This window comes from Variovorax beijingensis, assembly GCF_007828835.1.
In the GTDB taxonomy this organism is placed as follows: Bacteria; Pseudomonadota; Gammaproteobacteria; order Burkholderiales; family Burkholderiaceae_C; genus Variovorax; species Variovorax beijingensis_A.
In genome coordinates this window covers 70,794-89,246 of the sequence record NZ_VIVL01000017.1, presented here as the reverse complement: position 1 = coordinate 89,246, position 18,453 = coordinate 70,794, and the positions used below count along the sequence as shown (strand labels likewise).

The window sequence follows — 18,453 nt, the reverse complement described above, 5'->3', positions numbered from 1 at the left end:
CGCAGCCGGCCAGTCGCGTCGCGGAACTATTGCCGCATCGCTGGCAGCCAGCCTGATCTGCGACTGCAGTCAAGACGGGATCACCGCGCGCTTACGCCTATGGCCAGTCGAAGACCGCAAATGCGCTTTTTGCCGTCGAGTTCGACCGCCGCCACAAGGATCGGGGCATCCGCGCTGTCGCGGTCCATCCAGGCGTGATCAACACGGGTCTGACCCGCAACGTCGATGTCGAGATGCTGAAGGGCTGGATGGCAGGTCTCAACGCCTCCCGTGCCCAGCAGAGGCTGCCACCGTTCGAACCGAAAACGATTCCTCAAGGCGCAGCGACGTCGGTCTGGGCGGCTTTCACCGCCTCCAGCGACGAGGTCGGCGGCAGGTACTGCGAGGATTGCCATGTCGCGGCCGAGTTCAAGGCACCGCAAGACGATGGGCTTCTCGGGAGGCTATCGCGCCTATGCCCTGGATGCAGCACGAGCGGCTGAACTGTGGCGCAAGAGCGAAGATCTGGTCGGCGAGCGCTACTGAGCCACTGGCTGATTGGGGACGCCTTGTCCCTCAGCCATGTGCTCCGGCGCAGACCAACTCCTTCTGAGGAGTAAATCTTGTCCAATTCATCTGGAGCAAGTTCCGAAACCGACTTGCTTGGATGCCCCGATGATGGCTGTTCTCGCAATTTGGATCGCACTACCGTGCCCAGGCTGAAGTTTTGGTCCTTGCTCGGTATGATGTCAGTCGGTTGACAATGAAGTCGAAAACGTCGCTTCCCTGCAAATCGCTCCATCTCCCGCGCCAGCAAAAGATCTGCGCTTCTGACGGTAAAAACGACGGTAAAGACCCATGTCGATCACAGCCAAGTCCTTTAACCACGCGGGTTTGGGTGGCCTGTTGATGATCGAGTGGAGTGAAATCAGGTCCTTCGGGTGGTGGAGGTAAAGGGGGCGGCCGGGACCTGCGCGCCGCCGACAGGAACATCGCCGCGCTGGTGAGCGATGGCCTATACCGCACCGATCATCACCTCGCGATTGAGCAAGACCGGGGCAGAGAAGGGCGCGACCCGCAGGCAGTCGTCACTGCCCACGCGACGCGCAGCGCCTGGGTGGGGTGTCCGTGGAGTTGACATCGCACCTGCAACTGTGCGCGGCGACTGCGTCTCTTGGGAGATCGGGCGACAGCGCGGAATGTCTATCGGCTAATCGTAGCCTTAGGCAAGAGCGCGAGAGGTCACGTTTTGTCGTCGCGTCTTATAGAGTCGGCACAGGGGCGCTGCCGTTCAAGGCTGGAATCTTTGAAAACACGTCAGCTATAAAATCCATGAACACGATAGCCCGCGTGGGGAGCAGTCTATTGGCGACATAAACCATCTGCACGGGGACTGGGGGAGCCGCATGGTTGGTGAGAATGAACTGTAATCTCCCGCTGTTCAGCCCGCCCTCAAACAGCCACGCAGGTCCATGCGCCACACCCAGGCCTGCCGAGACCGCCGTACTCACAGCGTCTGGCGAGTTGACCCTGAGCCTGCCGGCAATCGGAATGTCCGCGTCACGGAATCGCCAGGTCGCCCCGGACGACAGTAAGGTGTAGACGATGCAATCGTGGTCGCGTAGATCATCCGGGGTCTGCGGAACTCCGCGTTTAGCCAAGTAGTCCTTGCTGGCGACGAAGACCCGGTCGTACCATCCAAGACGCCGGGCGCGCAAGGTGCTGTCCTCCAGCTGTCCTATGCGAATGGCGAGTTCGGTACCTTCATTGACTAGGTCTACGTATCGATCGTTGAGTTGGAGATCCAAGATCAATTGAGGGTAGCGCTCCAAAAAGGCCGGCACATGCGGCAGCACAAACGCGTGTGCGAGAGCTGTCGGACAGGCTACGCGCAAGAGTCCCGATGGCTCGACGTTGTTCCTGAAGGACGATTCGGATTCATCCACCGCATCCAGGATGCGCCGGATGTCCGCATAGTAGCGTTCGCCCTCCGGCGTCAAGGACAGCTTCCGCGTAGACCGGTGCAGCAAGCGCGTCTGCAAATGATCCTCCAGAGCCGCTACATAGCGGCTTACATTGGGTTGCCCCAGCCCTAGATCGCGCCCTGCCGCCGAAAAGCTCCCGGTCTCTACAGCACGCGCGAAGCACGTCATCAAAAGAAATCGGTCCACTTCTCCACCTTAATTCATGCCAAATCTGCATGAATTATATGCGAATAGGCAGTCTTATCTGCTGCGGGCCATAAGCGCATATTTCTCCATGTCGACCGCGGTGGTCGTCATTCACCGGAGAATTCAAATGTCGCGCTTGCAAGGTAAACGTACTCTCATCACTGGCGGCACCAGTGGCATCGGGCTGGAAACGGCAAAGCAGTTCCTGGCGGAGGGTGCTCGCGTGATCGTAACGGGTGTCAACCCCGATTCGATTGCAAAGGCCCAGGCCGAATTGGGCCCGGAAGTGCCGGTGCTGCGCGCCGACTCGGCCAGCGTTGCAGCACAAAAGGAGCTGGCACAAGTCATCAAGGAACACTACGGCCAACTCGACGTTGCCTTCCTCAATGCCGGCGTGTCCGTCTGGCTGCCCATTGAGGAATGGACGGAAGATATGTTCGACCGTTCTTTCGACATCAACGTCAAAGGGCCGTACTTCCTGATGCAGGCGCTGTTGCCGGTCTTCGCAAATCCTGCTTCCGTTGTGTTGACTACTTCCGTAAGCGCGCATGCAGGCGCAGATCGCTCGTCCGTGTATGCCGCAACGAAGGCCGCATTGCTGAACATGTCGAAGACGCTCTCGACCGAATTGCTGGGCCGAGGCATCCGTGTCAACGCAGTGAGCCCTGGCCCCGTCGAGACTCCGCTTTACGACAAGCTCGGTATTCCGGAAGCTTATCGCGAGCAGCTTAACAAAGAGATCGCGGCAACCATTCCGCTTGGGCGCTTCGGTACCTCCGACGAGGTGGCCAAAGCAGTGCTGTATCTGGCATCCGACGAGTCGCGCTGGACGGTCGGCTCTGAAATCGTTCTTGATGGCGGCCGCCTGCTGAATGGCTAAGCGCGCAGCTCAAAAATTGCGCGAATGCAACATCGCCTGGGCTGAGTTAATTAGGTACTGAACGCCCGCCTCAGCACTTAGCGACGAACTAGTCCAATCCAGACCGTGCAAACAGCGGTATGCGGGAAACCTCTGCCGCTGTTTCCGCTTGATAAACCATCCAGAGCCACTAAAAGCAATGAACGCTCTTACGCTAATAAGCCACCCACTATGCCCATTCGTACAGCGCGCCGCGATTGTGCTTCTTGAAAAGGGTATCCAATTCGATCGGGTAAATGTCGACTTATCAGCCAAGCCAGACTGGTTCCTGGCAGTTTCGCCAACCGGCAAGGTCCCCGTGCTCAAGGTGCGCCAGGACAATGCGGAAGATGCGATCCTGTTCGAAAGCATGGTCATCTGCGAGTACCTCGACGAAACCCAAGGCGGCGCGCCGATGTACCCCGTTGATGCGTTAGCTCGCGCACGGAATCGCGCGTGGATCGAGTTCGCGTCGCAGACTCTAGCTGAAGCCTGGCAGTTTCTCCACGCTCGTGACTCTGCGACCGCAGATGCCAAGCGCACCGCATTTCGCGAACGGCTCGGCAAACTGGAGTCAGAAATAGGCGTGGGGCCGTTCTTCGATGGCTCGGCCTTTGGAATGGTTGATGCGGTTTATGCCCCGCTTTTCCGTTACTTCGAGAGTATCGACGCAGCTGTCGCACACCAGATTTTCGACGGTCTTCCGCGCATTTCGGCTTGGCGTGAGGCGCTTGAGGCGCGCTCCAGCGTAAGGGATGCCGTTGTCGGAGACTATGCCGATCGTTTCCAAACGCATCTCCGCCAACAAGGAGCGCTGATCGCTGCCGCTTAGCCTGCGCCGCGCGGTACGCGAGCGGCAGAACATCCTGATCGCGAGCGGCACCAGTACGGGCAAGACCACGCTCGCCAATGCCTTGCTGGCCGAGATCGCCGCCACCGGCGACCGCGTGCTGGTGCTCGAAGACACCATCGAACTGCAATGCGCGGCGGCGAGGCGCTGGATCTCATCAAGGCGTGGGGCACCGGCCACCCCGGTGGCATCGCCACGATCCACGCCGGTTCCGCCTTGGGCGCGCTGCCGCGCGTGGAGCAACTGATTCTCGAAGTGGCGGTGAATCCGCCCCGCGCGTTGATCGCCGAAGCGGTGAACGTCGTCATCCACATCGCCGGGCGTGGCCGCAAGCGCCGCGTCGAAAGCTAAAAGCTCGCCCTCGGAATCTCCCGTTCGGTAAAGACTAGGTGAGCTTGGGCGTCGGGCGGAATGGATGGCATGCTGCCATCCCAGGCTTGCCACGCACTTCGGAGCTCATTGGCCATCGTGGGATAACGGTTCTTGAGGTTGGCGCGCTCCCGTGCGTCATGACCGAGGTTGAAGAGGAACTCGTTTCCTTCAATGCTCAGCCATTTCCAGTCGCCGCGAATCACCGCGCGCTGGGTCCGATGCTTCATGCGCCAGAACAGGTCGCGCGGCATATGCGCATGAGGATCGTCCAGCACTGATAGCAAGCTCTTTCCATCGAGAGGGTAGTCCGGATGTGCTGCGACGCCAGCAGCGTCGAGCATCGTGGCCGTCCAGTCCATCGTCAGGTTGGGTACGTTGTGCAAGGTGGATGACGCGATGCGCGCCGGCCAGCGTGCGATCAGGGGCACGCGGATGCCGCCTTCGAGCAAGTCCATTTTCTGGCCCACGAAAGGCCAGTTGTTGGAGAAGCGCTCGCCTCCGTTGTCGCTGGTGAAGACAACGAGTGTGTTGTCTGCGGCACCCTTCCTGGCCAGAGCATCGAGAACCCATCCGATGCCTTCGTCCATGTGATGGATCATGCGCTGGTAGGTGGCGATTGATCCACCATCCAGATGTTTGCCCACGCCCGCGATGCGCAACGCTTCATCGGCGTCGTCGCGTGTGAGCCAGGGCCAGTGTGGCGCACTGTAGTGCAGGCTTAGCAGGAAGGGTCTGTCCGCGGCTTGCCGTTCAACGAAGTCGACTGCGCGCCGGCTCAGCAAGTCGGTGAGATAACCGGCTCTTTGTACCGGCGCTTCGTTTTCCCATAAGTCGGCGCGGCCACGTGGGTCGCAATGTTCGAAATAGTCGTTGCCGCCTGCGTGGAAGCCGAAGAATTCCTGGTAGCCGGAGGCCCGTGGCGAGAACGCCGGCGGATAGCCGAGGTGCCACTTGCCGACCAACGCTGTGGCGTAGCCGGCCGCGCCCAGCAGCGAGGGCAACGTTGGGTGCTGGGGCGGCAGGCCCAGCACTTTGTCGTGCATGACGGTGGGCAAAGGCTCTTCGGCGCCACCACGCAACCGGTACTGCCAGCGGCCGGTGGCCAGCGCGAAGCGGGTGGGCGAGCAAACCGGTGAATTGGCATAGGCACGCGTGAAGCGCATGCCTTCGCGTGCCATACGGTCCAGGTGCGGCGACACGTCCGCCGGCTGGTTACCCGCATCCCGCGCGCCCGTGCAGCCCAGGTCGGCATAGCCGAGATCGTCGGCGAGGATGAACACGAAGTTGGGGCGTTCAGAGCGCATTGCCGATCGGGCCCTAGTTGAGCGTGATGTTGGCTTTCTTCGCCACGGCGTCGAATTTCGCGAGGCTTTTCACAACGAATTTCTGGGCCTCCGCGGGCGAAAGCTTGGTGGCCACCTGACCGCCTGCGTTCAGCGCGCTCACCACCTCAGGCATGCGGCTGGCCTCCTCAATGGCGACGTTGAGTCGCGCGACGATGCGCGCGTCCACGCCTGCGGGCATCGCGGCTACAAAGTATTGCGTCGCCTCGTAACCCTTGAGTCCGGCCTCTTCCATCGTTGGCACATCCGGCAGGCCCGGTATGCGGAAGGTCGTCGTCACCGCGTAGGCCCTGAGCTGGCCTGACTTGATGTGCGCGAGAACGGGTGTCACGCCCAGCATGCCCAGACCGGTCTGGCCGCCGATGATGTCTGTTACCGCCTGGCCACCGCCCTTGTAGGGAATGTGGACCATTTCGGTGCCGGCCATGGAGTTGAAGAGCTCGCCGGCCAGGTGCTGACCGGTGCCGGTACCCGAGCTCGCGAAGTTCCACAGCGTCGGCGCCTTCTTCATGGCTTGGATCAGTTCGGAAAGGTTGGCCGGCGCGCCGGCCGCCTTGCCAACCAAGACGATCGGGCCCTGCGACATGAGCGCGACGGCCGCCAGTTCCTTGCCGATCTCGGGCTGGCGTTGCCCATAAACCACCGGGCCGGGGACAGTTACGAGCGTGTAGCCGTCTTTGGAGGCGCGGGCCGCCGCCTGCAGCGCCAGGGCGCCCGACGCACCCGGCCGATTGTCGATGACGATGGTCTGCCCGACTTTATCGGACACCGCCTTGGCCATGGCGCGCGTGAGCACATCGACCGAGCCGCCAGGCACGAATCCCACGATCCAGGTAATGGGTTTGGCCGTTGGCCAAGGCTTGTCCTGGGCTGCAGCGGTTTGCACGTACAGACCGGAAACGAGGCCTGCGAGGACAAAAAGACGGCGTGAAAAGCGGAACGACATGATCAATTCTCCTGTCTGGTCGATTGGCGTTTAAGAGAGGGGAGGCTGGCGCTCAGTCCGGGGCACCGGGCGGCGTATTTGGAAACTGCTGACAGCTGTCGTTGAACACCTTCAGCATTCGCAGCATCGGCCCCATCACCCATGTATTGAAGACGAGCACGTCGGTCTCTTCCTTGGGGTCACGGATGATGTTGAACAGGTAAGGCGACTCGAGCTTGCCCTTGCCCTCGTTGACCTCGGGCTCCCAGTAGAAGTGCAGTTTCCAATCGCGCCATTTCAGTGCGCGCAATTCGTTCTTGATGAAGAACGGGAAACCTTCGCGCGATGATTTGGGCTCGCCGAGCATGAAGGGAAGTTGATTCACCCCGTCGATCGGGCGGTCGGCAGGAAGCTCACCTCCTGCAACCTTCGCCAGCGTTGCGAACACATCCGTCACATGCACGATCTCATTGCTGATGCGGCCTGGCTCGATTCGCCCCGGCCAGCGCGCGATGAATGGCACGCGAAGGCTACCCTCCATGGCCGTGTGGTATGTGCCGCGCCACGGCCCGGCCGTGCCGCGATAGGGCGCGCGAAACTCGGGGCCGTTGTCGCTGCAGAAGATGAACAGCGTGTCGTCCGTCAGCCCCAGGCGCTCGACTTCGTCGATGATCTGGCCGACGCGGTGGTCCATCTCTGCCATGGAGTCGGCGAAATCACCGTTGCCCGTGCTGCCAGCAAAGTCGCGGTGCGGCAGCGTGGGGAAGTGCAGGTGCACCATTGGCAGGTACAGGAAGAACGGCTGACCGGCCTCGCTGTGCCGGCGCATGAAATCGCATGAGCGCGCAACGAGTTCTTCGTCGATGGAGCGGCGCGATTCGAGGTCGTAGACCTTGACCTGGCGCGAGGGCTCGCCGCACCGGCCTTCCATGATGTAGGGCAGGTCGACCACGCTCGCATCGAAGCCGATGGTGGAAGTGAACTGGCTCTCGTCCGTGGTGCGCGGAATGCCGTACCACTCGTCAAAGCCGCGGTCCGAGGGATAGCGACCTTCGATGTCACCGAGATGCCATTTACCGTAGTGCGCCGTGGCATAGCCGCGCGACGACAGCAACTGCGCGAGCGTGATTTCGCGTCGGGTGAGCCCCTGCGGCATGCCCGGCGGTACGGACTGCAGGCACCCGGTGCGGATTGGATGGCGCCCGGTCATCAGCGCCGAGCGCGTGGGCACGCAGTCGCTCTCGACGTTGAAGTTCTGCAGCATCAGGCCCTCGCGGGCCAGATGGTCGATGCGCGGCGTGGGCGCGCCGCGCAACGCGCCCCCGCCGTAGCAGCCGAGCTCGCCCCAACCCAGGTTGTCGGCGACGATCAGGACAATGTTTGGCAATGACATGGATGGCTTTTTTGCACTTGGAAGATTCCATTGCACAGCCAGATCCACGCCCGAATCATTCCATCACGCGCACCATTTCATTCATTGGAGGAATGGCCCTTCGGCCAGTACGACGACACCAGTTCGCGAAATTCCGTCATCAGCGGGGACCATCGCGCGCCCGGGCGCGACAGGAGCACGAGCGTCCGGCTTACCGCAAGTTCGGGAATGCTCAGCGGCGTTGCCCTGCCCAGCCAACTGCGCACCACGGAGTCCGGCACGATACTCAGGAGGTCCGTCGAAGTCAGGATTCCCATTGCTGCCTCGGAGGTGTATTCGGTCTCGACTGCCACGCGCGGCATGGGCACACCGTTGCGTTCGAAAATGGCGAAAAAATGCCTCCGCGCCGCACTTCGCGGCGGTGCCATCACCCACGCGTAGGGCGTGAGGTCGTTCAAGCTGACGACCGGCTTCTTCGTCAGCGGGTGCCCCTGCCGCACCACCACGCGAATGTGGTCCTCGCCGAGTTGGAGCTGCGTGCTCTGCAACGACTGGCCCTTGTAAGAGGGCACAACCGCCAAGTCAATCTCGCCGTCATCGACCGCCGTATCGAGCGCGTCAGACTTACCGACACGAAGGCGCAGCCTCAGACCAGGGCGTTTGCGCACCATTTCGGCGGCGGCTATCACTGCGGTGTTGTCGGCTGCCGGGCTGGTGATGCCGAGGCGTAGCAGACCAGCATGTCGCGCGCGCAGTTCAGACGCGGCGCGCGTGAGGTCGAAGCGCTGTAGCTCAAAACGTCGCGCAGCTTCCAGGAACATCTCGCCATCGGCCGTCAAACGTGCACCGTGCAGCCCCCGTTCGAGCAACTGCACGCCCACCTCGTCTTCCAGCCGGCGCATCGCTTTGGACACCGAGGGCTGAGTGATACCCAAATGCTGCGCCGCACGGCTGATGCTCCCGCTGCGCACAACTTCCATGAACGCCGTGAGGTCTGCGACAGAGAGGTTCATGCGGTGAAGGAATGTGCTGGAGGTATTGCCCGCATTATCGAGGTGCGCTCTATCCTGCCCGTGTTCAAGAACCGCCTCCCGAGCGAAATCACGTCGGACGACCTGCGCGAGCTCTGCAATAAGGGGGCGCCGGCCACGGCCGTCCACGTGCGAGACATCGCCAAGCAAATCTATGGTTTGCCATCGTGCACGATCGCGGAGCGCGTGGTTGCCGGGGCGTACGAAGTGCTCGAGGGCTTCGAGCGGGTGCGGATGCAGCGCGACGGCATGCGCTCGGTGATGCTGGATGCGATGGAGCAGGGCGCTTTCGCCGAAGCCGCGCTGTCGCAAGCGACGGTAAGGACCTATGTCAATTGCCGCCAAGTCCTTTAACCATGCGGGTTTGGGCGGGCTGTTGATATCGAGTGGGAGTGAGTTTTCTCTGGCGGGCCTTCGGCGCCTGTCGCCAACAATCCGGCTTTCGAGGCCCTGGTGACCGAAGGCCGCGCCACGCGCCGTTTGCGATCTAATTGCACCTGATCCGGCGGCCGGAAGCGCCGCTACCCTTCGTGCGAAAGGATGCCCGTTGGCCCGTTCCGATCCTCGCAACACCTCGCGGTACTGGCATGCGCCCGGCGTGCCGGGCCTGGACTTGCTCCATGCCGATTTCACAACGCACGACTACGCGCCCCACGTCCATGATTCCCTCGTGGTCGCGGTCACGGAAGTGGGTGGCTCGGAGTTCAGGAGCCGCGGCCGCACGGACATTGCCCACGAGCAGGCGCTTCTCGTCTTCAATCCCTCCGAACCTCACTCGGGCCGCATGGGTGGCAGCAAGCGTTGGCGGTACCGGTCTTTCTACCTGGCCGAACCGGGCATCAAGCACGTTCTGACATCGCTGGGGACGGAACAGCCCCGGCATTTCACGGCGAATGTCTTTCGCGATCCGGATCTCGTTGCACGTTTCCTGGCACTCCATCGCACCCTGGACGGCGAGCCGGACCCGTTGCTTCACCAGGAGTTGCTCGTACGCAGCTTCGGCGCATTGTTCGGAAGGCATGCGGAGGCAGGACAACGCGTTCCCGTCGCGCCGGCAGATGCGCGCCTGCTCGCACCCGTGCTGGAACTGATGCGCGACTGCCATGCAGAGCGCCTGACTCTCGAGCAGATGGGCCAGGTTGCCGGCCTGACGACATTCCAGTTGATCGGCATGTTCAACCGATCGATCGGATTGACCCCGCACACCTACCTGACCCAATTGCGCCTGAGAGCCGCCATACGGCAGCTCCATGCGGGCCAGTCCGTCGCCGATGCCGCGCTCGCGTCAGGCTTCTATGACCAGAGCGCCCTGAACAAGCACTTCAAGCGCACCTTCGGCATGACGCCGCTCCAATACGTGCGTGCGCTGACGAACTGAAAAGATGGCTGGCGTCAATTCTGACCAATAGCAATTCGGGGCGTCCTGCCATGCTGACCTCCATCAGCAAGGCCAACCATGACACGACTCTTCTGCCAGGACAACCCAGGCATCCTGAGGCTGGATGCCCGGGTTCTGAAATCACGGCCCGGCGCCGTCCTTCTTTCCCAACACCCCCTCTATCCCGGCGGGGGCGGGCAGCTGCCGGACCGGGGCATCGTCCGATGGCAGGGCGGGGAAACACCGGTCGCCGGGTTTTCCGAAGAAGGTGGCCTCGCATGGATCCAGCTTCCCGGCGACATCGAGATCACCGGCGAAGTCCAGGTGGAGGTCGACCCGGTTTTCCGGCAGCTCATGCGGGAGCTTCACACGGACCTGCACGTGTTGAACGCGCTCGTCTTCAGGGACTTCGACGGCGCGCTGGTGACCGGCGTCCAGATGAACGAGGACGGTACGGCACGCATCGACTTCGACCTGCCGGGTGCCGACAACGACCGCCTGCGGGCGCTCGAGGCCGAATTGAACGATGTGGTCGCTCAGGATCTGGCCGTCGAGACAAGCTACGTTTCGGTCACCGAGGCCCATGGCGAGCAGGGACTGCTGCGCTCCCGCTCGGTGGCTCCGCCGCCATCGGCAGAAGGCCTCGTCCGCATCGTCGAGATCGCCGGGCTCGACCGGCAGGCATGCGGGGGAACGCACCTTCAATCGACGGGCGCCTCACGTCCGATCCGGATTCTCAAGATCGAGAACAAGGGCCGCTCCAACCGTCGCGTCCGCATCGGACTGCAGGGCTTGTAGATGCGCAAGCCGTTCCTCGCCCTCTGGGCGCATCCCGTCTGGCTTCTGTGGGTGCCACCGGCTTTCTGGGCCGGCAACCTCGTGCTGGGCCGCGCGCTCGGCCCTGTCTTTCCCCCGGTGTCCCTTGCGGTCGGCCGCTGGGTCGTGGCACTCGCAGCCCTGGCGCCATTCGTCGGGCTGCAGGCCTGGCGGGAGCGGGCGCTGCTTGCGCGGCACTGGCGGTTGATCGCGGCTTGCGGCGCCTTCGGCATCGCCGGCTACAACGCGTTGGGGTACTTGGCCTTGCAGACGGTGCCTGCCACCAGCGTTGCCTTTCTGAACTCGACGCTGCCGCTCATGGTTCCGCTCGCCGCGGTGGTCCTCGGCGCCGAGCGCATCGCCTGGAAGACGCTGGTCGGCATCGCCATCTCGTTCATCGGCGTGACCTGGATCGTGGCGCGCGGGGAACTCGCCAGCCTCGTGGCATTGCGGCTGGGCGGCGGTGAGCTTTTGGTGCTGCTGGCCGTCTCCAACTATGCGGTGTATTCCGTTCTCCTCCGACGGAAGCCTGCAGCGATCAGTCCGCTGGTGTTTCTGGCCGCGACCATGGCCGCCGGACTTGTCGTGCTGATGCCATTCTGGATATTGGAGCTCGTGCGCGGCGCACGCATTCCGACGGATGCCGCTTCGATGGGCGCGGTCCTCTACATTGGAATTTTTGCTTCGCTGTTCGCGTTCATCCTGTGGAGCCGCTGCGTTGCGACCCTGGGCGCGACGGTGACTGGCGTGTCCTTTCACCTCGTCGCGCTGTTCACCGCTCTCTTGGCGTTCCTGGTTCTGCGGGAACCCGTGCGCAGCTTCCACATCGCGGGCATCGCGCTCATCCTGCTCGGCTTCTTCGTCACGACCTTCCGTCCGGCCAGGCGCCCGGCGACAGCGTCCGATCCTTCCCTTTCCTGATCCCATCGGAATCACGCCATGGACACGGTCGAACTCCTGCGCGTTCTGGTCGGCTTCGATACGACGTCCCATCGGTCCAACCTGGCGCTCGTCCACTGGGTGGCCGGATACCTGGAAGGCCATGGCGTCGAGGCACGGCTGATCCACAGCGACGACGGCACGAAGGCCAACCTGCTGGCCAGCATCGGCCCGCCGGCGCCGGACGGCATCGTTCTGTCCGGCCACACCGACGTGGTTCCCGTCGACGGTCAGGCCTGGGATTCGGACCCCTTCACGCTCGTTGAGCGCGAGGGCCGGTTCCACGGCCGGGGAGCCGCCGACATGAAGGGCTTCATCGCGGCGTGCCTCGCCGCAGTGCCATCGTGGCGCCGCCTCGATCTGCGCCGCCCGATCCACCTCGCGCTTTCCTACGACGAGGAGGTGGGGTGCTTCGGCGTTCCGCGCCTGATCGCGGGGATGCGCGGCCATCTTCCGTCACCAGCGCTTGCCATCGTCGGCGAACCGACCCAGATGCGCATCGGGCTGGCCCATCGGGGCTTCTTCGGCCATCGGGTCACCTTCTGCGGCCGGCCGGCCCATTCCAGCGATCCTGCGCTGGGCATCAGCGCGATCGAGCCGGCCGCCTTGCTCGTCGCGCAGCTGGCAAGCCTGGCGCGCACGCTTCTCCGGCAGGGCAATCGCACGACCTTCAATGTCGGCCGCATCAACGGCGGGACTGCGATCAACATCGTCCCCGGATGCTGCGAACTGCTGTGGGAGTTCCGTCCGCCGGACGAAGCGAGCGCAGCGGTGGTAAGGGACGAGTTCGAACGGCTGCTCGCGGCTGTTCCAACCGACGTGGCCGTCGAGATGAAGCAACTGGCCGGGGTGCCGGCACTCTGCGCGGAAGGCAGCAGCGCGGCTGTGAATGTGGCCAGGACTTTGGGCGCGCTGTGGCCACCGGGCGAGATCCCGTTCGGCACAGAGGCGGGCTTCTTCCAGCAGGCGGGCATCCCCTCCCTGGTCTGCGGGCCTGGTGCCATTGCGCAGGCCCATCAGCCCAACGAGTGGATCGCCGCCAGTGAGCTCCGTGCTGCCGAGCGCTTTCTTGCTCGCGTCGGGGCATGGGCGGCATCAGGGCGCGAGGCCCGCTGACCTCACGATGAGCGCGTATTTGCCGACTTCCGCTGCTGTGTAGCTGGCGAACTGCGCGGCGTTGCGGGTATCCGGCTCTGTACCGATTTCCCGCAGGCGCTGCACCATGGCGGGAGCCTGCAGGACGTCGGCCATTGCCTCGGACAGCTGCCTGAGTACAGGCTGCGGGACCTTGGCGGGTGCGAACAGGCCGAACCAGGCGCTGACTTCGAAGTCCGGCAAGCCGCTCTCCGCCACCGTGGGCACGTCGGGAAGCAACGGACTGCGACGCAGACTCGTCACGGCCAGCGCCTTGACCTTCTGCGCCTTGAGGTTGGGGATGGCGGTGGTCTGCAGGTCGAACATCACGGGGACATGCCCGGCCAGCACATCCGCAAGCGCAGGCGCGCTGCCCCGATACGGCACGTGCAGCAGTTGGACATGCGCGGCGTTCGCGAGCATCTCGCCCGCCAGGTGGTTGGAGGTTCCGGGCCCGGCCGATGCAAAGCCGATGGTGCCGGGGCTGCTCCTGCCGGCGGCGATCAGTTCCGATACATTGCTGTAGGGAGCAGCGGGATGGGCCACCAGCACGAAGGGAATCGATGCCAGCGCACTGACGACCGCAAAGCCCTTGATCGGGTCGTAGCCCACCTTGCTCATGGCCGGATTGATCGCCTGGGAACTGACGGTGCCCATGAGCAGCGTGTAGCCGTCGGGCTTGGCATCTGCGACGAAACGTGCGCCGATGGCCGTGCCGGCACCGGCCTTGTTCTCCACGATCACAGGCTGCCCAAGGCGGGTTGCCAGCTGTTCGCCGACGGTGCGCGCCAGGATGTCGGCCGAGCCCCCCGGCGGATAGGGAACGACGAGCGTGATGGCGCGGGCAGGGTAGGTCTGCGCGGACGACGGCACAGCGAAGATGGCTGCAGCCAGCAGCACCGGGGCGGCGAACAGCTTCATGAATTTCATCGTGGACTCCAGTTGGCAGATGCGGGCGACATCGGCGGCGTTCCCCGGCGCCTTGCCAACATGATGCAAACGGTGCGTCATAACGTCCAATACGGACTGCGTACCGAATCCATACATGAATCGAATCACCATGGTCCGGCCGGAATGCCGGGATTCAGGTGCTGCGCGCGTGCGAGACGACCTTGCCCGCCACCGACAGGAAAGAATGGATCACAGGGTTGTCGTTGGTGCGGCTGTAGGCGAAGGCCAGTTGGTAGGTCGGCGGCGCGCGCGTTTCGGCCACGTCGAGAAAAGTCACGTCCTTCATGGCCAGCATGCGCATGGAGGCCGGCACCAGGGCGATGCCCAGGCCGCCGGCGACCAGTGTCAGCACCGCCTGCATCTGGGAGGCTTCCTGGACGACCCTTGGCGAGAAGCCCGCGGCCTTGCAGGCACTGAGAAGCGCCGCCACGAAACCCGCGCCCTCGGCCGCTGGAAAGGCGATGAAGGGCTCTGCCGCCAGGGCTTTGATCTTCACGGAGCGCTGTTTTGCCAGGGCATGGCTGCGAGGCACGGCAATCACGAAACCCTGTGCCTGAAGATCAACAAAGGCAAGGTCCGGCACGTCCTGCAGTGGGCCGACCACCAGGGCCAGGTCGACCTCGGCTCGCCGCAGGGCCTCCACCTGCCGGGTGGTCGTCTCCGCGGTTACTTGCAGGTGGACTGTCGGGTAGTCGCGTTGAAACCGCTTGAAGATGTCCGGAAGAAGGTCGAGCGCAGCGCTTGGCACGAAGGACAGGCTGAGCGAGCCTTCGGCGCCCTGGGCGGCGCGCCGGGCGCGCTCCGTGGCCGCATGGGCCTGTGTCAGCAGGCGGTGCGCATCCTTCAGAAAAACCTTGCCTGCCGGCGTCAGGCGCACATGGTGCCGGCTGCGGTCTATCAGCAGCGTGCCCACCTGCAGCTCCAGGTTGCGTATGGCCACGCTCAGTGGCGGTTGAGACATGTGCAGCTTTTCCGCAGCACGGCCGAAGTTGAGCTCTTCCGCCACCACCACGAACTGACGCAATTGCCTGAACTCGATCATCTGGACAGCCTTGTGAAAGTTGACTGGATATACACAGTTCGGATCACGACTCCATTTAAACAGTATTGGATGTATCAAGAGCACGCGCCTAGCATGAATGGCATCCCCATCGCCGAATGAAGGAGCCACGCCCATGCAGCCGTCCCTGCTCGAAGAAATCCCCGCCGTTCCCAACCCCTATCCGGTGGTGTCGAAGGTCGAGTACCCGGAGGTCTGGCGCCTCTGCACCCAGGCACGCGACCTGGCCTGGAACCCGATCGCCGACATCGACTATTCCGACCTCCAGCAGGCCGACCTGCCGCCGGAAGTGCGCAAGGCCGGCGCCGAATGGTGGAGCCTGCGTGCCTGGATGGAGCACGGCGCCACCCCCTATGGCGCAGAGCGCCTGCGCGACGCGATCTTTCAACACCAGCCGTTCGAGGTGAAGCAGCACATCACCAACTTCATCGCCGAGGAGTTCCGCCATCACGAGGCCAGCTTCCGCATCGCCGACGCCCTTGCCGAATACGAGCCCATGCCGCGGTCTGACTACTTCAAGGACATCATCCCGCGCTTCCACGACGAGTCGGACGAGAAGGCCATGAGCTTCTTCGCCGGCCTCTCGGTCAACACGCTGTTCGAGCAGCTGTCCGGCGACCTGCTGCAGGCGCGCTACGAGAACGCCCGGTTCGACTCGATCCGCGAGGTCTGCCGGCTGATCCTGCGCGACGAGGCGCGCCACATACAGTTCGGCCGCATCATCATGCGGCGCTTCTTCAGCGAGTTGTCTCCGGAGGAAAAGCGCCTGATCGGCCTGAAGGTCGCGAAGAAGCTGCGCGGCAGCCTGCTCAACGGCGTCTATGCCGTCGTCAACCTGCCGGACGCCGAGCGCGCGCGCTCCGGCCGCAACCGCGCGCTGGCGGCCGACCACGGCCTCGGCGCGACGCACCCCGATGAAGAGATCGGCATCATCCGCATGGGCGTGAACAAGATCCGCGAGGACATCGGCGTGTACGGCGTCGAGATTCCGGCCATCCCGGAGATCGACAGCGTCGTGCACTGAAGCCGCCATGCACCAACGAATCGTTCCCGGCAACGTCGCAGCGCCCGCCGGTGCCTACAGCCACGGCATCTCCACCCATGGCCCGAGCACCTGTCTTCATGTGGCGGGCCAGATCGGGGTGACCCCGGAAGGTCGTCTGCTGGAAGGCTTCGAGGCCCAGGCCGACCAGGCCTGGAAGAATCTGGTGGCGGTGCTGCAGGCGGCCGGCATGGACGCATCGCACCTGGTCAAGGTGACGACCTACCTCACCCGTGCGGCGGACCTGCCCCGGCTCAATGCGATCCGCAGCATGTACCTTGGATCGGCGCGGCCGGCCTCGACCCTGGTGGTGGTCGCGGCGCTGGCACACCCGGACTGGTGTTTCGAGGTCGAGGCCACGGCCTTCCGGCAGGACTGACCGGCCATGCGCGCGATCCCCCGGCCCGTCGCAATCGAGGAACTGCTGCGCGAGGTCGGCCCGATGTGGCAGCAGGACATCCGCAGCGCGGGCGACCGGGTCAAGGCCGCCTACCTGCCTGTGTTGATGGCAGCACCGCGCGATGGCGTCGCCGTCACGCGTGAACTTTCCTACGGACCTCACCCGCGCCAGCTGCTGGACGTCTATCGTCCGGCAGTTGCGCGCGACGCGCCCGTGGTGGTCTTCGTGCACGGCGGCGCTTTCGTCCGTGGCGCCAAGGACATCAACGAGGCCATGTACGCCAACGTGCTGACCTGGTTCGCCCGCCAGGGTTGCGTGGGCGTCAATGTCGAGTACAGGCTGGCACCGGAGGCGCCGCATCCGCAAGGCGCCCTGGACGTCGCCGCGGCTTGCGCCTGGGTCTCCGGGCACATCCGCGGCTTTGGCGGCGATCCGCGCGGCATCTGCCTGATCGGCCATTCCGCCGGAGGCACCCACGCGGCGACCTTTGCCTGCGATCCCGCGCTCGCCCACCTGCGGCGCGACGTGTGCTGCCTGGTGCTGGTGTCCGCGCGGCTGCGCGCCGACACATTGCCGGAAAACCCCAACGCGGCCGGCGTGCGGGCGTATTTCGGCCACGACCCGAGCCTCTATCCGGCCCTGGCGCCCATCGCGCATGCAGCGCACCTCGCAATGCCCGTGTTCGTCGTCAATGCGCAATACGAGAACCCGCTGCTCGACGTCTATGCGACCGAATTCGCCTATCGCGTGGCGGAGGCACGTCGTGTCGCGCCGCGCCACATGAAGGTCGCGGGCCACAACCACGTTTCCGTCATGGCGCATTTCAACAGCGGGGAGCAGCTGCTGGGCGAGCAGATCCTCGATTTCTTCGCGGCCTCCTGCCGCCGGTAGGGCAGGCGCAGACCGGCTCAGCCTTCAACACGCGGCAGGCTCGCACCCGCCGCATGGTCGATGACGTAGAGCCACGAGCCATCCGCCTGCCGGCGCACGACCTCGGCCGAGCTGCCGGCGAGGATCGTCTTTCCCTCCGGCGAGCTCAGGCTGTAGTCGGCGCGCAGCAGCGCAAGGCCGTCCACTTCCACGCAGAAGTTGTTGCGAGACACCATCACTCCCGGAATCTCCAGCAGCTTGCCGAACTCCGCGGCGATGGCGGGTTTTCCCCTGCATGTCGGGGCGGACGCATCGGTGCGCAGGGCGGCATCCGGTTCGTACAGCGACAGCAGGTTGTCGATATGCCGGCTGTTGAACGCGCGGGCAAAGGCTTCGTTCATTGCGGCGGGGGTCGTGACCTTGGACATGACGGACGGGCTCTCTCTGAAATACGATGGAGCCCATCACAGCATGCGGATCCAGTACTCACCAAATGGATAGGACTGCAGAGAACCTGGCGGCCCCGGCCGGCATCGACACACCTGCGGCCAAGCACGCGAGCGAGTGCCCGGTCGAAGACTGGCTGGCCTTCCTGGGGCACCGCTGGAACGCGCTGATCCTCTGGCATCTGCAGACCGGTCCCAAGCGCCATGGCGAACTGGTCGGGTGCCTGGCCGGAATCACGCCCAAGGTGCTGACCGAACGCCTGGATGGCCTGGAACAACGAGGCCTGGTTTCGCGCGAGCTCCTGTCGAGTTTTCCCCGTGGGGTTCGCTACACGCTGTCGGCGCGCGGGCAGTCGCTGGTCTTGCTGCTCGATCGGTTGGAAGTGTGGGCCAAGGCTGGCGTGGCGCACGCACCAAAAGATTGAGTCGGGCGCGGCGGCACAGGGCAGGGCGCTGCAGCCCTGTCGCTATTCCCT

At 63.9% G+C, this 18,453-nt stretch carries 20 protein-coding genes and 2 pseudogenes; 13 read left to right on the top strand and 9 right to left on the bottom strand.

The features are described 5' to 3' along the window. Positions 1 to 80 precede the first annotated feature (80 nt). A complete protein-coding gene (locus tag FB547_RS30735) occupies positions 81 to 395 on the bottom strand; it encodes a hypothetical protein (protein WP_145747402.1) in 315 nt (104 codons plus the stop codon). Here FB547_RS30735 and FB547_RS33735 point away from each other — a divergent pair. Next, positions 394 to 525 carry a hypothetical protein gene (locus FB547_RS33735; protein ID WP_261380459.1) on the top strand — a complete coding sequence of 44 codons (132 nt, stop codon included), beginning with the start codon at positions 394 to 396 and terminating at the stop codon, positions 523 to 525. The genes FB547_RS30735 and FB547_RS33735 overlap by 2 nt on opposite strands. 716 nt (positions 526 to 1,241) lie before the next feature. Here the strand turns inward: FB547_RS33735 and FB547_RS30725 are convergent. After that, positions 1,242 to 2,150, bottom strand: a complete 909-nt coding sequence (locus FB547_RS30725) for a LysR family transcriptional regulator (protein ID WP_145747401.1) — start codon at positions 2,148 to 2,150, stop codon at positions 1,242 to 1,244. A gap of 127 nt (positions 2,151 to 2,277) precedes the next feature. Here FB547_RS30725 and FB547_RS30720 point away from each other — a divergent pair, with 127 nt between their 5' ends. The 3 genes and pseudogenes from FB547_RS30720 to FB547_RS30710 all read left to right on the top strand — a co-directional run. Then, positions 2,278 to 3,030: an SDR family oxidoreductase gene (locus FB547_RS30720; protein WP_009043159.1), complete on the top strand. Its 753-nt coding sequence runs from the start codon at positions 2,278 to 2,280 to the stop codon at positions 3,028 to 3,030. Positions 3,031 to 3,208: 178 nt separating this feature from the next. Then, entirely contained in the window at positions 3,209 to 3,880 is a 672-nt protein-coding gene (locus FB547_RS30715) for a glutathione S-transferase family protein (protein WP_145747400.1), read from the top strand. A gap of 1 nt (position 3,881) precedes the next feature. Then, positions 3,882 to 4,246, top strand: a pseudogene (locus tag FB547_RS30710) (ATPase, T2SS/T4P/T4SS family); the annotation flags it as partial. On the opposite strand, the gene FB547_RS30705 reads toward FB547_RS30710, so the two are convergent. The 4 genes from FB547_RS30705 to FB547_RS30690 all read right to left on the bottom strand — a co-directional run bounded on the left by FB547_RS30705 (position 4,246) and on the right by FB547_RS30690 (position 8,923). Continuing rightward, the gene (locus FB547_RS30705) at positions 4,246 to 5,574 is read right to left on the bottom strand and encodes a sulfatase (protein ID WP_145747399.1); all 1,329 of its coding nucleotides are present in this window, start codon (positions 5,572 to 5,574) and stop codon (positions 4,246 to 4,248) included. The pseudogene FB547_RS30710 and the gene FB547_RS30705 overlap by 1 nt on opposite strands. A 13-nt stretch (positions 5,575 to 5,587) precedes the next feature. After that, on the bottom strand, positions 5,588 to 6,559 hold the full coding sequence (locus FB547_RS30700) for a Bug family tripartite tricarboxylate transporter substrate binding protein (RefSeq protein ID WP_145747398.1): 972 nt from the start codon (positions 6,557 to 6,559) through the stop codon (positions 5,588 to 5,590). A gap of 52 nt (positions 6,560 to 6,611) precedes the next feature. After that, positions 6,612 to 7,931 (bottom strand): arylsulfatase, encoded by a 1,320-nt coding sequence (locus tag FB547_RS30695; RefSeq protein ID WP_145747407.1) that lies wholly within the window; start codon positions 7,929 to 7,931, stop codon positions 6,612 to 6,614. 77 nt (positions 7,932 to 8,008) lie between these two features. Beyond that, positions 8,009 to 8,923 (bottom strand): LysR family transcriptional regulator, encoded by a 915-nt coding sequence (locus FB547_RS30690; protein ID WP_145747397.1) that lies wholly within the window; start codon positions 8,921 to 8,923, stop codon positions 8,009 to 8,011. Positions 8,924 to 8,968: 45 nt separating this feature from the next. Here FB547_RS30690 and FB547_RS30685 point away from each other — a divergent pair. The 5 genes and pseudogenes from FB547_RS30685 to argE form a co-directional block, all read left to right on the top strand. After that, positions 8,969 to 9,097, top strand: a pseudogene (locus tag FB547_RS30685) (integrase); the annotation flags it as partial. 391 nt (positions 9,098 to 9,488) lie between these two features. Beyond that, positions 9,489 to 10,319, top strand: coding sequence for a helix-turn-helix transcriptional regulator (locus FB547_RS30680; protein WP_145747396.1), 831 nt, complete (start codon positions 9,489 to 9,491; stop codon positions 10,317 to 10,319). 78 nt (positions 10,320 to 10,397) lie between these two features. Continuing rightward, complete coding sequence (locus tag FB547_RS30675) at positions 10,398 to 11,117, top strand: alanyl-tRNA editing protein (protein ID WP_145747395.1); 720 nt, start codon at positions 10,398 to 10,400, stop codon at positions 11,115 to 11,117. Continuing rightward, a complete protein-coding gene (locus tag FB547_RS30670; RefSeq protein WP_145747394.1) occupies positions 11,118 to 12,056 on the top strand; it encodes a DMT family transporter in 939 nt (312 codons plus the stop codon). A gap of 18 nt (positions 12,057 to 12,074) precedes the next feature. After that, positions 12,075 to 13,190, top strand: a complete 1,116-nt coding sequence (gene argE, locus FB547_RS30665) for an acetylornithine deacetylase (protein ID WP_145747393.1) — start codon at positions 12,075 to 12,077, stop codon at positions 13,188 to 13,190. On the opposite strand, the gene FB547_RS30660 is transcribed toward argE, so the two are convergent. Both FB547_RS30660 and FB547_RS30655 read right to left on the bottom strand, forming a co-directional pair. Further along, positions 13,170 to 14,138 (bottom strand): Bug family tripartite tricarboxylate transporter substrate binding protein, encoded by a 969-nt coding sequence (locus tag FB547_RS30660; RefSeq protein WP_145747392.1) that lies wholly within the window; start codon positions 14,136 to 14,138, stop codon positions 13,170 to 13,172. The two genes, argE and FB547_RS30660, sit on opposite strands and share 21 nt — an antisense overlap. Positions 14,139 to 14,292: 154 nt before the next feature. Continuing rightward, positions 14,293 to 15,201, bottom strand: a complete 909-nt coding sequence (locus FB547_RS30655) for a LysR family transcriptional regulator (protein ID WP_145747391.1) — start codon at positions 15,199 to 15,201, stop codon at positions 14,293 to 14,295. Positions 15,202 to 15,334: 133 nt separating this feature from the next. On the opposite strand from FB547_RS30655, the gene FB547_RS30650 reads away from it, so the two are divergent. From FB547_RS30650 to FB547_RS30640, 3 genes are read left to right on the top strand one after another with little or no spacing between them, the layout of a single operon-like run. Further along, positions 15,335 to 16,243, top strand: a complete 909-nt coding sequence (locus FB547_RS30650) for a diiron oxygenase (RefSeq protein ID WP_145747390.1) — start codon at positions 15,335 to 15,337, stop codon at positions 16,241 to 16,243. Positions 16,244 to 16,250: 7 nt separating this feature from the next. Beyond that, positions 16,251 to 16,640, top strand: coding sequence for a RidA family protein (locus tag FB547_RS30645; protein WP_145747389.1), 390 nt, complete (start codon positions 16,251 to 16,253; stop codon positions 16,638 to 16,640). A gap of 6 nt (positions 16,641 to 16,646) precedes the next feature. Next, the gene (locus FB547_RS30640) at positions 16,647 to 17,552 is read left to right on the top strand and encodes an alpha/beta hydrolase (protein ID WP_145747388.1); all 906 of its coding nucleotides are present in this window, start codon (positions 16,647 to 16,649) and stop codon (positions 17,550 to 17,552) included. A 17-nt stretch (positions 17,553 to 17,569) separates the two neighbouring features. On the opposite strand, the gene FB547_RS30635 is transcribed toward FB547_RS30640, so the two are convergent. Next, positions 17,570 to 17,932 carry a YybH family protein gene (locus tag FB547_RS30635; RefSeq protein ID WP_209502758.1) on the bottom strand — a complete coding sequence of 121 codons (363 nt, stop codon included), beginning with the start codon at positions 17,930 to 17,932 and terminating at the stop codon, positions 17,570 to 17,572. 92 nt (positions 17,933 to 18,024) lie between these two features. Between FB547_RS30635 and FB547_RS30630 the strand changes: the two genes are divergently transcribed. Next, positions 18,025 to 18,402, top strand: coding sequence for a winged helix-turn-helix transcriptional regulator (locus FB547_RS30630; protein WP_145747386.1), 378 nt, complete (start codon positions 18,025 to 18,027; stop codon positions 18,400 to 18,402). The last annotated feature ends 51 nt before the right edge of the window (positions 18,403 to 18,453 follow it).

What these genes read in the sequence shown, in the direction of transcription:
- FB547_RS30700 (WP_145747398.1), bottom strand. Translation starts at nt 6,559, where the DNA reads ATGTCGTTCCGCTTTTCACGCCGTCTTTTTGTCCTCGCAGGCCTCGTT.
- FB547_RS30640 (WP_145747388.1), top strand. Translation starts at nt 16,647, where the DNA reads ATGCGCGCGATCCCCCGGCCCGTCGCAATCGAGGAACTGCTGCGCGAG.
- FB547_RS30695 (WP_145747407.1), bottom strand. Translation starts at nt 7,931, where the DNA reads ATGTCATTGCCAAACATTGTCCTGATCGTCGCCGACAACCTGGGTTGG.
- FB547_RS30720 (WP_009043159.1), top strand. Translation starts at nt 2,278, where the DNA reads ATGTCGCGCTTGCAAGGTAAACGTACTCTCATCACTGGCGGCACCAGT.
- FB547_RS30645 (WP_145747389.1), top strand. Translation starts at nt 16,251, where the DNA reads ATGCACCAACGAATCGTTCCCGGCAACGTCGCAGCGCCCGCCGGTGCC.
- FB547_RS30630 (WP_145747386.1), top strand. Translation starts at nt 18,025, where the DNA reads ATGGATAGGACTGCAGAGAACCTGGCGGCCCCGGCCGGCATCGACACA.
- FB547_RS30660 (WP_145747392.1), bottom strand. Translation starts at nt 14,138, where the DNA reads ATGAAATTCATGAAGCTGTTCGCCGCCCCGGTGCTGCTGGCTGCAGCC.
- FB547_RS30635 (WP_209502758.1), bottom strand. Translation starts at nt 17,932, where the DNA reads ATGAACGAAGCCTTTGCCCGCGCGTTCAACAGCCGGCATATCGACAAC.
- FB547_RS33735 (WP_261380459.1), top strand. Translation starts at nt 394, where the DNA reads ATGTCGCGGCCGAGTTCAAGGCACCGCAAGACGATGGGCTTCTCGGGA.
- FB547_RS30670 (WP_145747394.1), top strand. Translation starts at nt 11,118, where the DNA reads ATGCGCAAGCCGTTCCTCGCCCTCTGGGCGCATCCCGTCTGGCTTCTG.
- FB547_RS30715 (WP_145747400.1), top strand. Translation starts at nt 3,209, where the DNA reads ATGAACGCTCTTACGCTAATAAGCCACCCACTATGCCCATTCGTACAG.
- FB547_RS30675 (WP_145747395.1), top strand. Translation starts at nt 10,398, where the DNA reads ATGACACGACTCTTCTGCCAGGACAACCCAGGCATCCTGAGGCTGGAT.
- FB547_RS30690 (WP_145747397.1), bottom strand. Translation starts at nt 8,923, where the DNA reads ATGAACCTCTCTGTCGCAGACCTCACGGCGTTCATGGAAGTTGTGCGC.
- FB547_RS30705 (WP_145747399.1), bottom strand. Translation starts at nt 5,574, where the DNA reads ATGCGCTCTGAACGCCCCAACTTCGTGTTCATCCTCGCCGACGATCTC.
- FB547_RS30735 (WP_145747402.1), bottom strand. Translation starts at nt 395, where the DNA reads ATGGCAATCCTCGCAGTACCTGCCGCCGACCTCGTCGCTGGAGGCGGT.
- FB547_RS30655 (WP_145747391.1), bottom strand. Translation starts at nt 15,201, where the DNA reads ATGATCGAGTTCAGGCAATTGCGTCAGTTCGTGGTGGTGGCGGAAGAG.
- argE (WP_145747393.1), top strand. Translation starts at nt 12,075, where the DNA reads ATGGACACGGTCGAACTCCTGCGCGTTCTGGTCGGCTTCGATACGACG.
- FB547_RS30650 (WP_145747390.1), top strand. Translation starts at nt 15,335, where the DNA reads ATGCAGCCGTCCCTGCTCGAAGAAATCCCCGCCGTTCCCAACCCCTAT.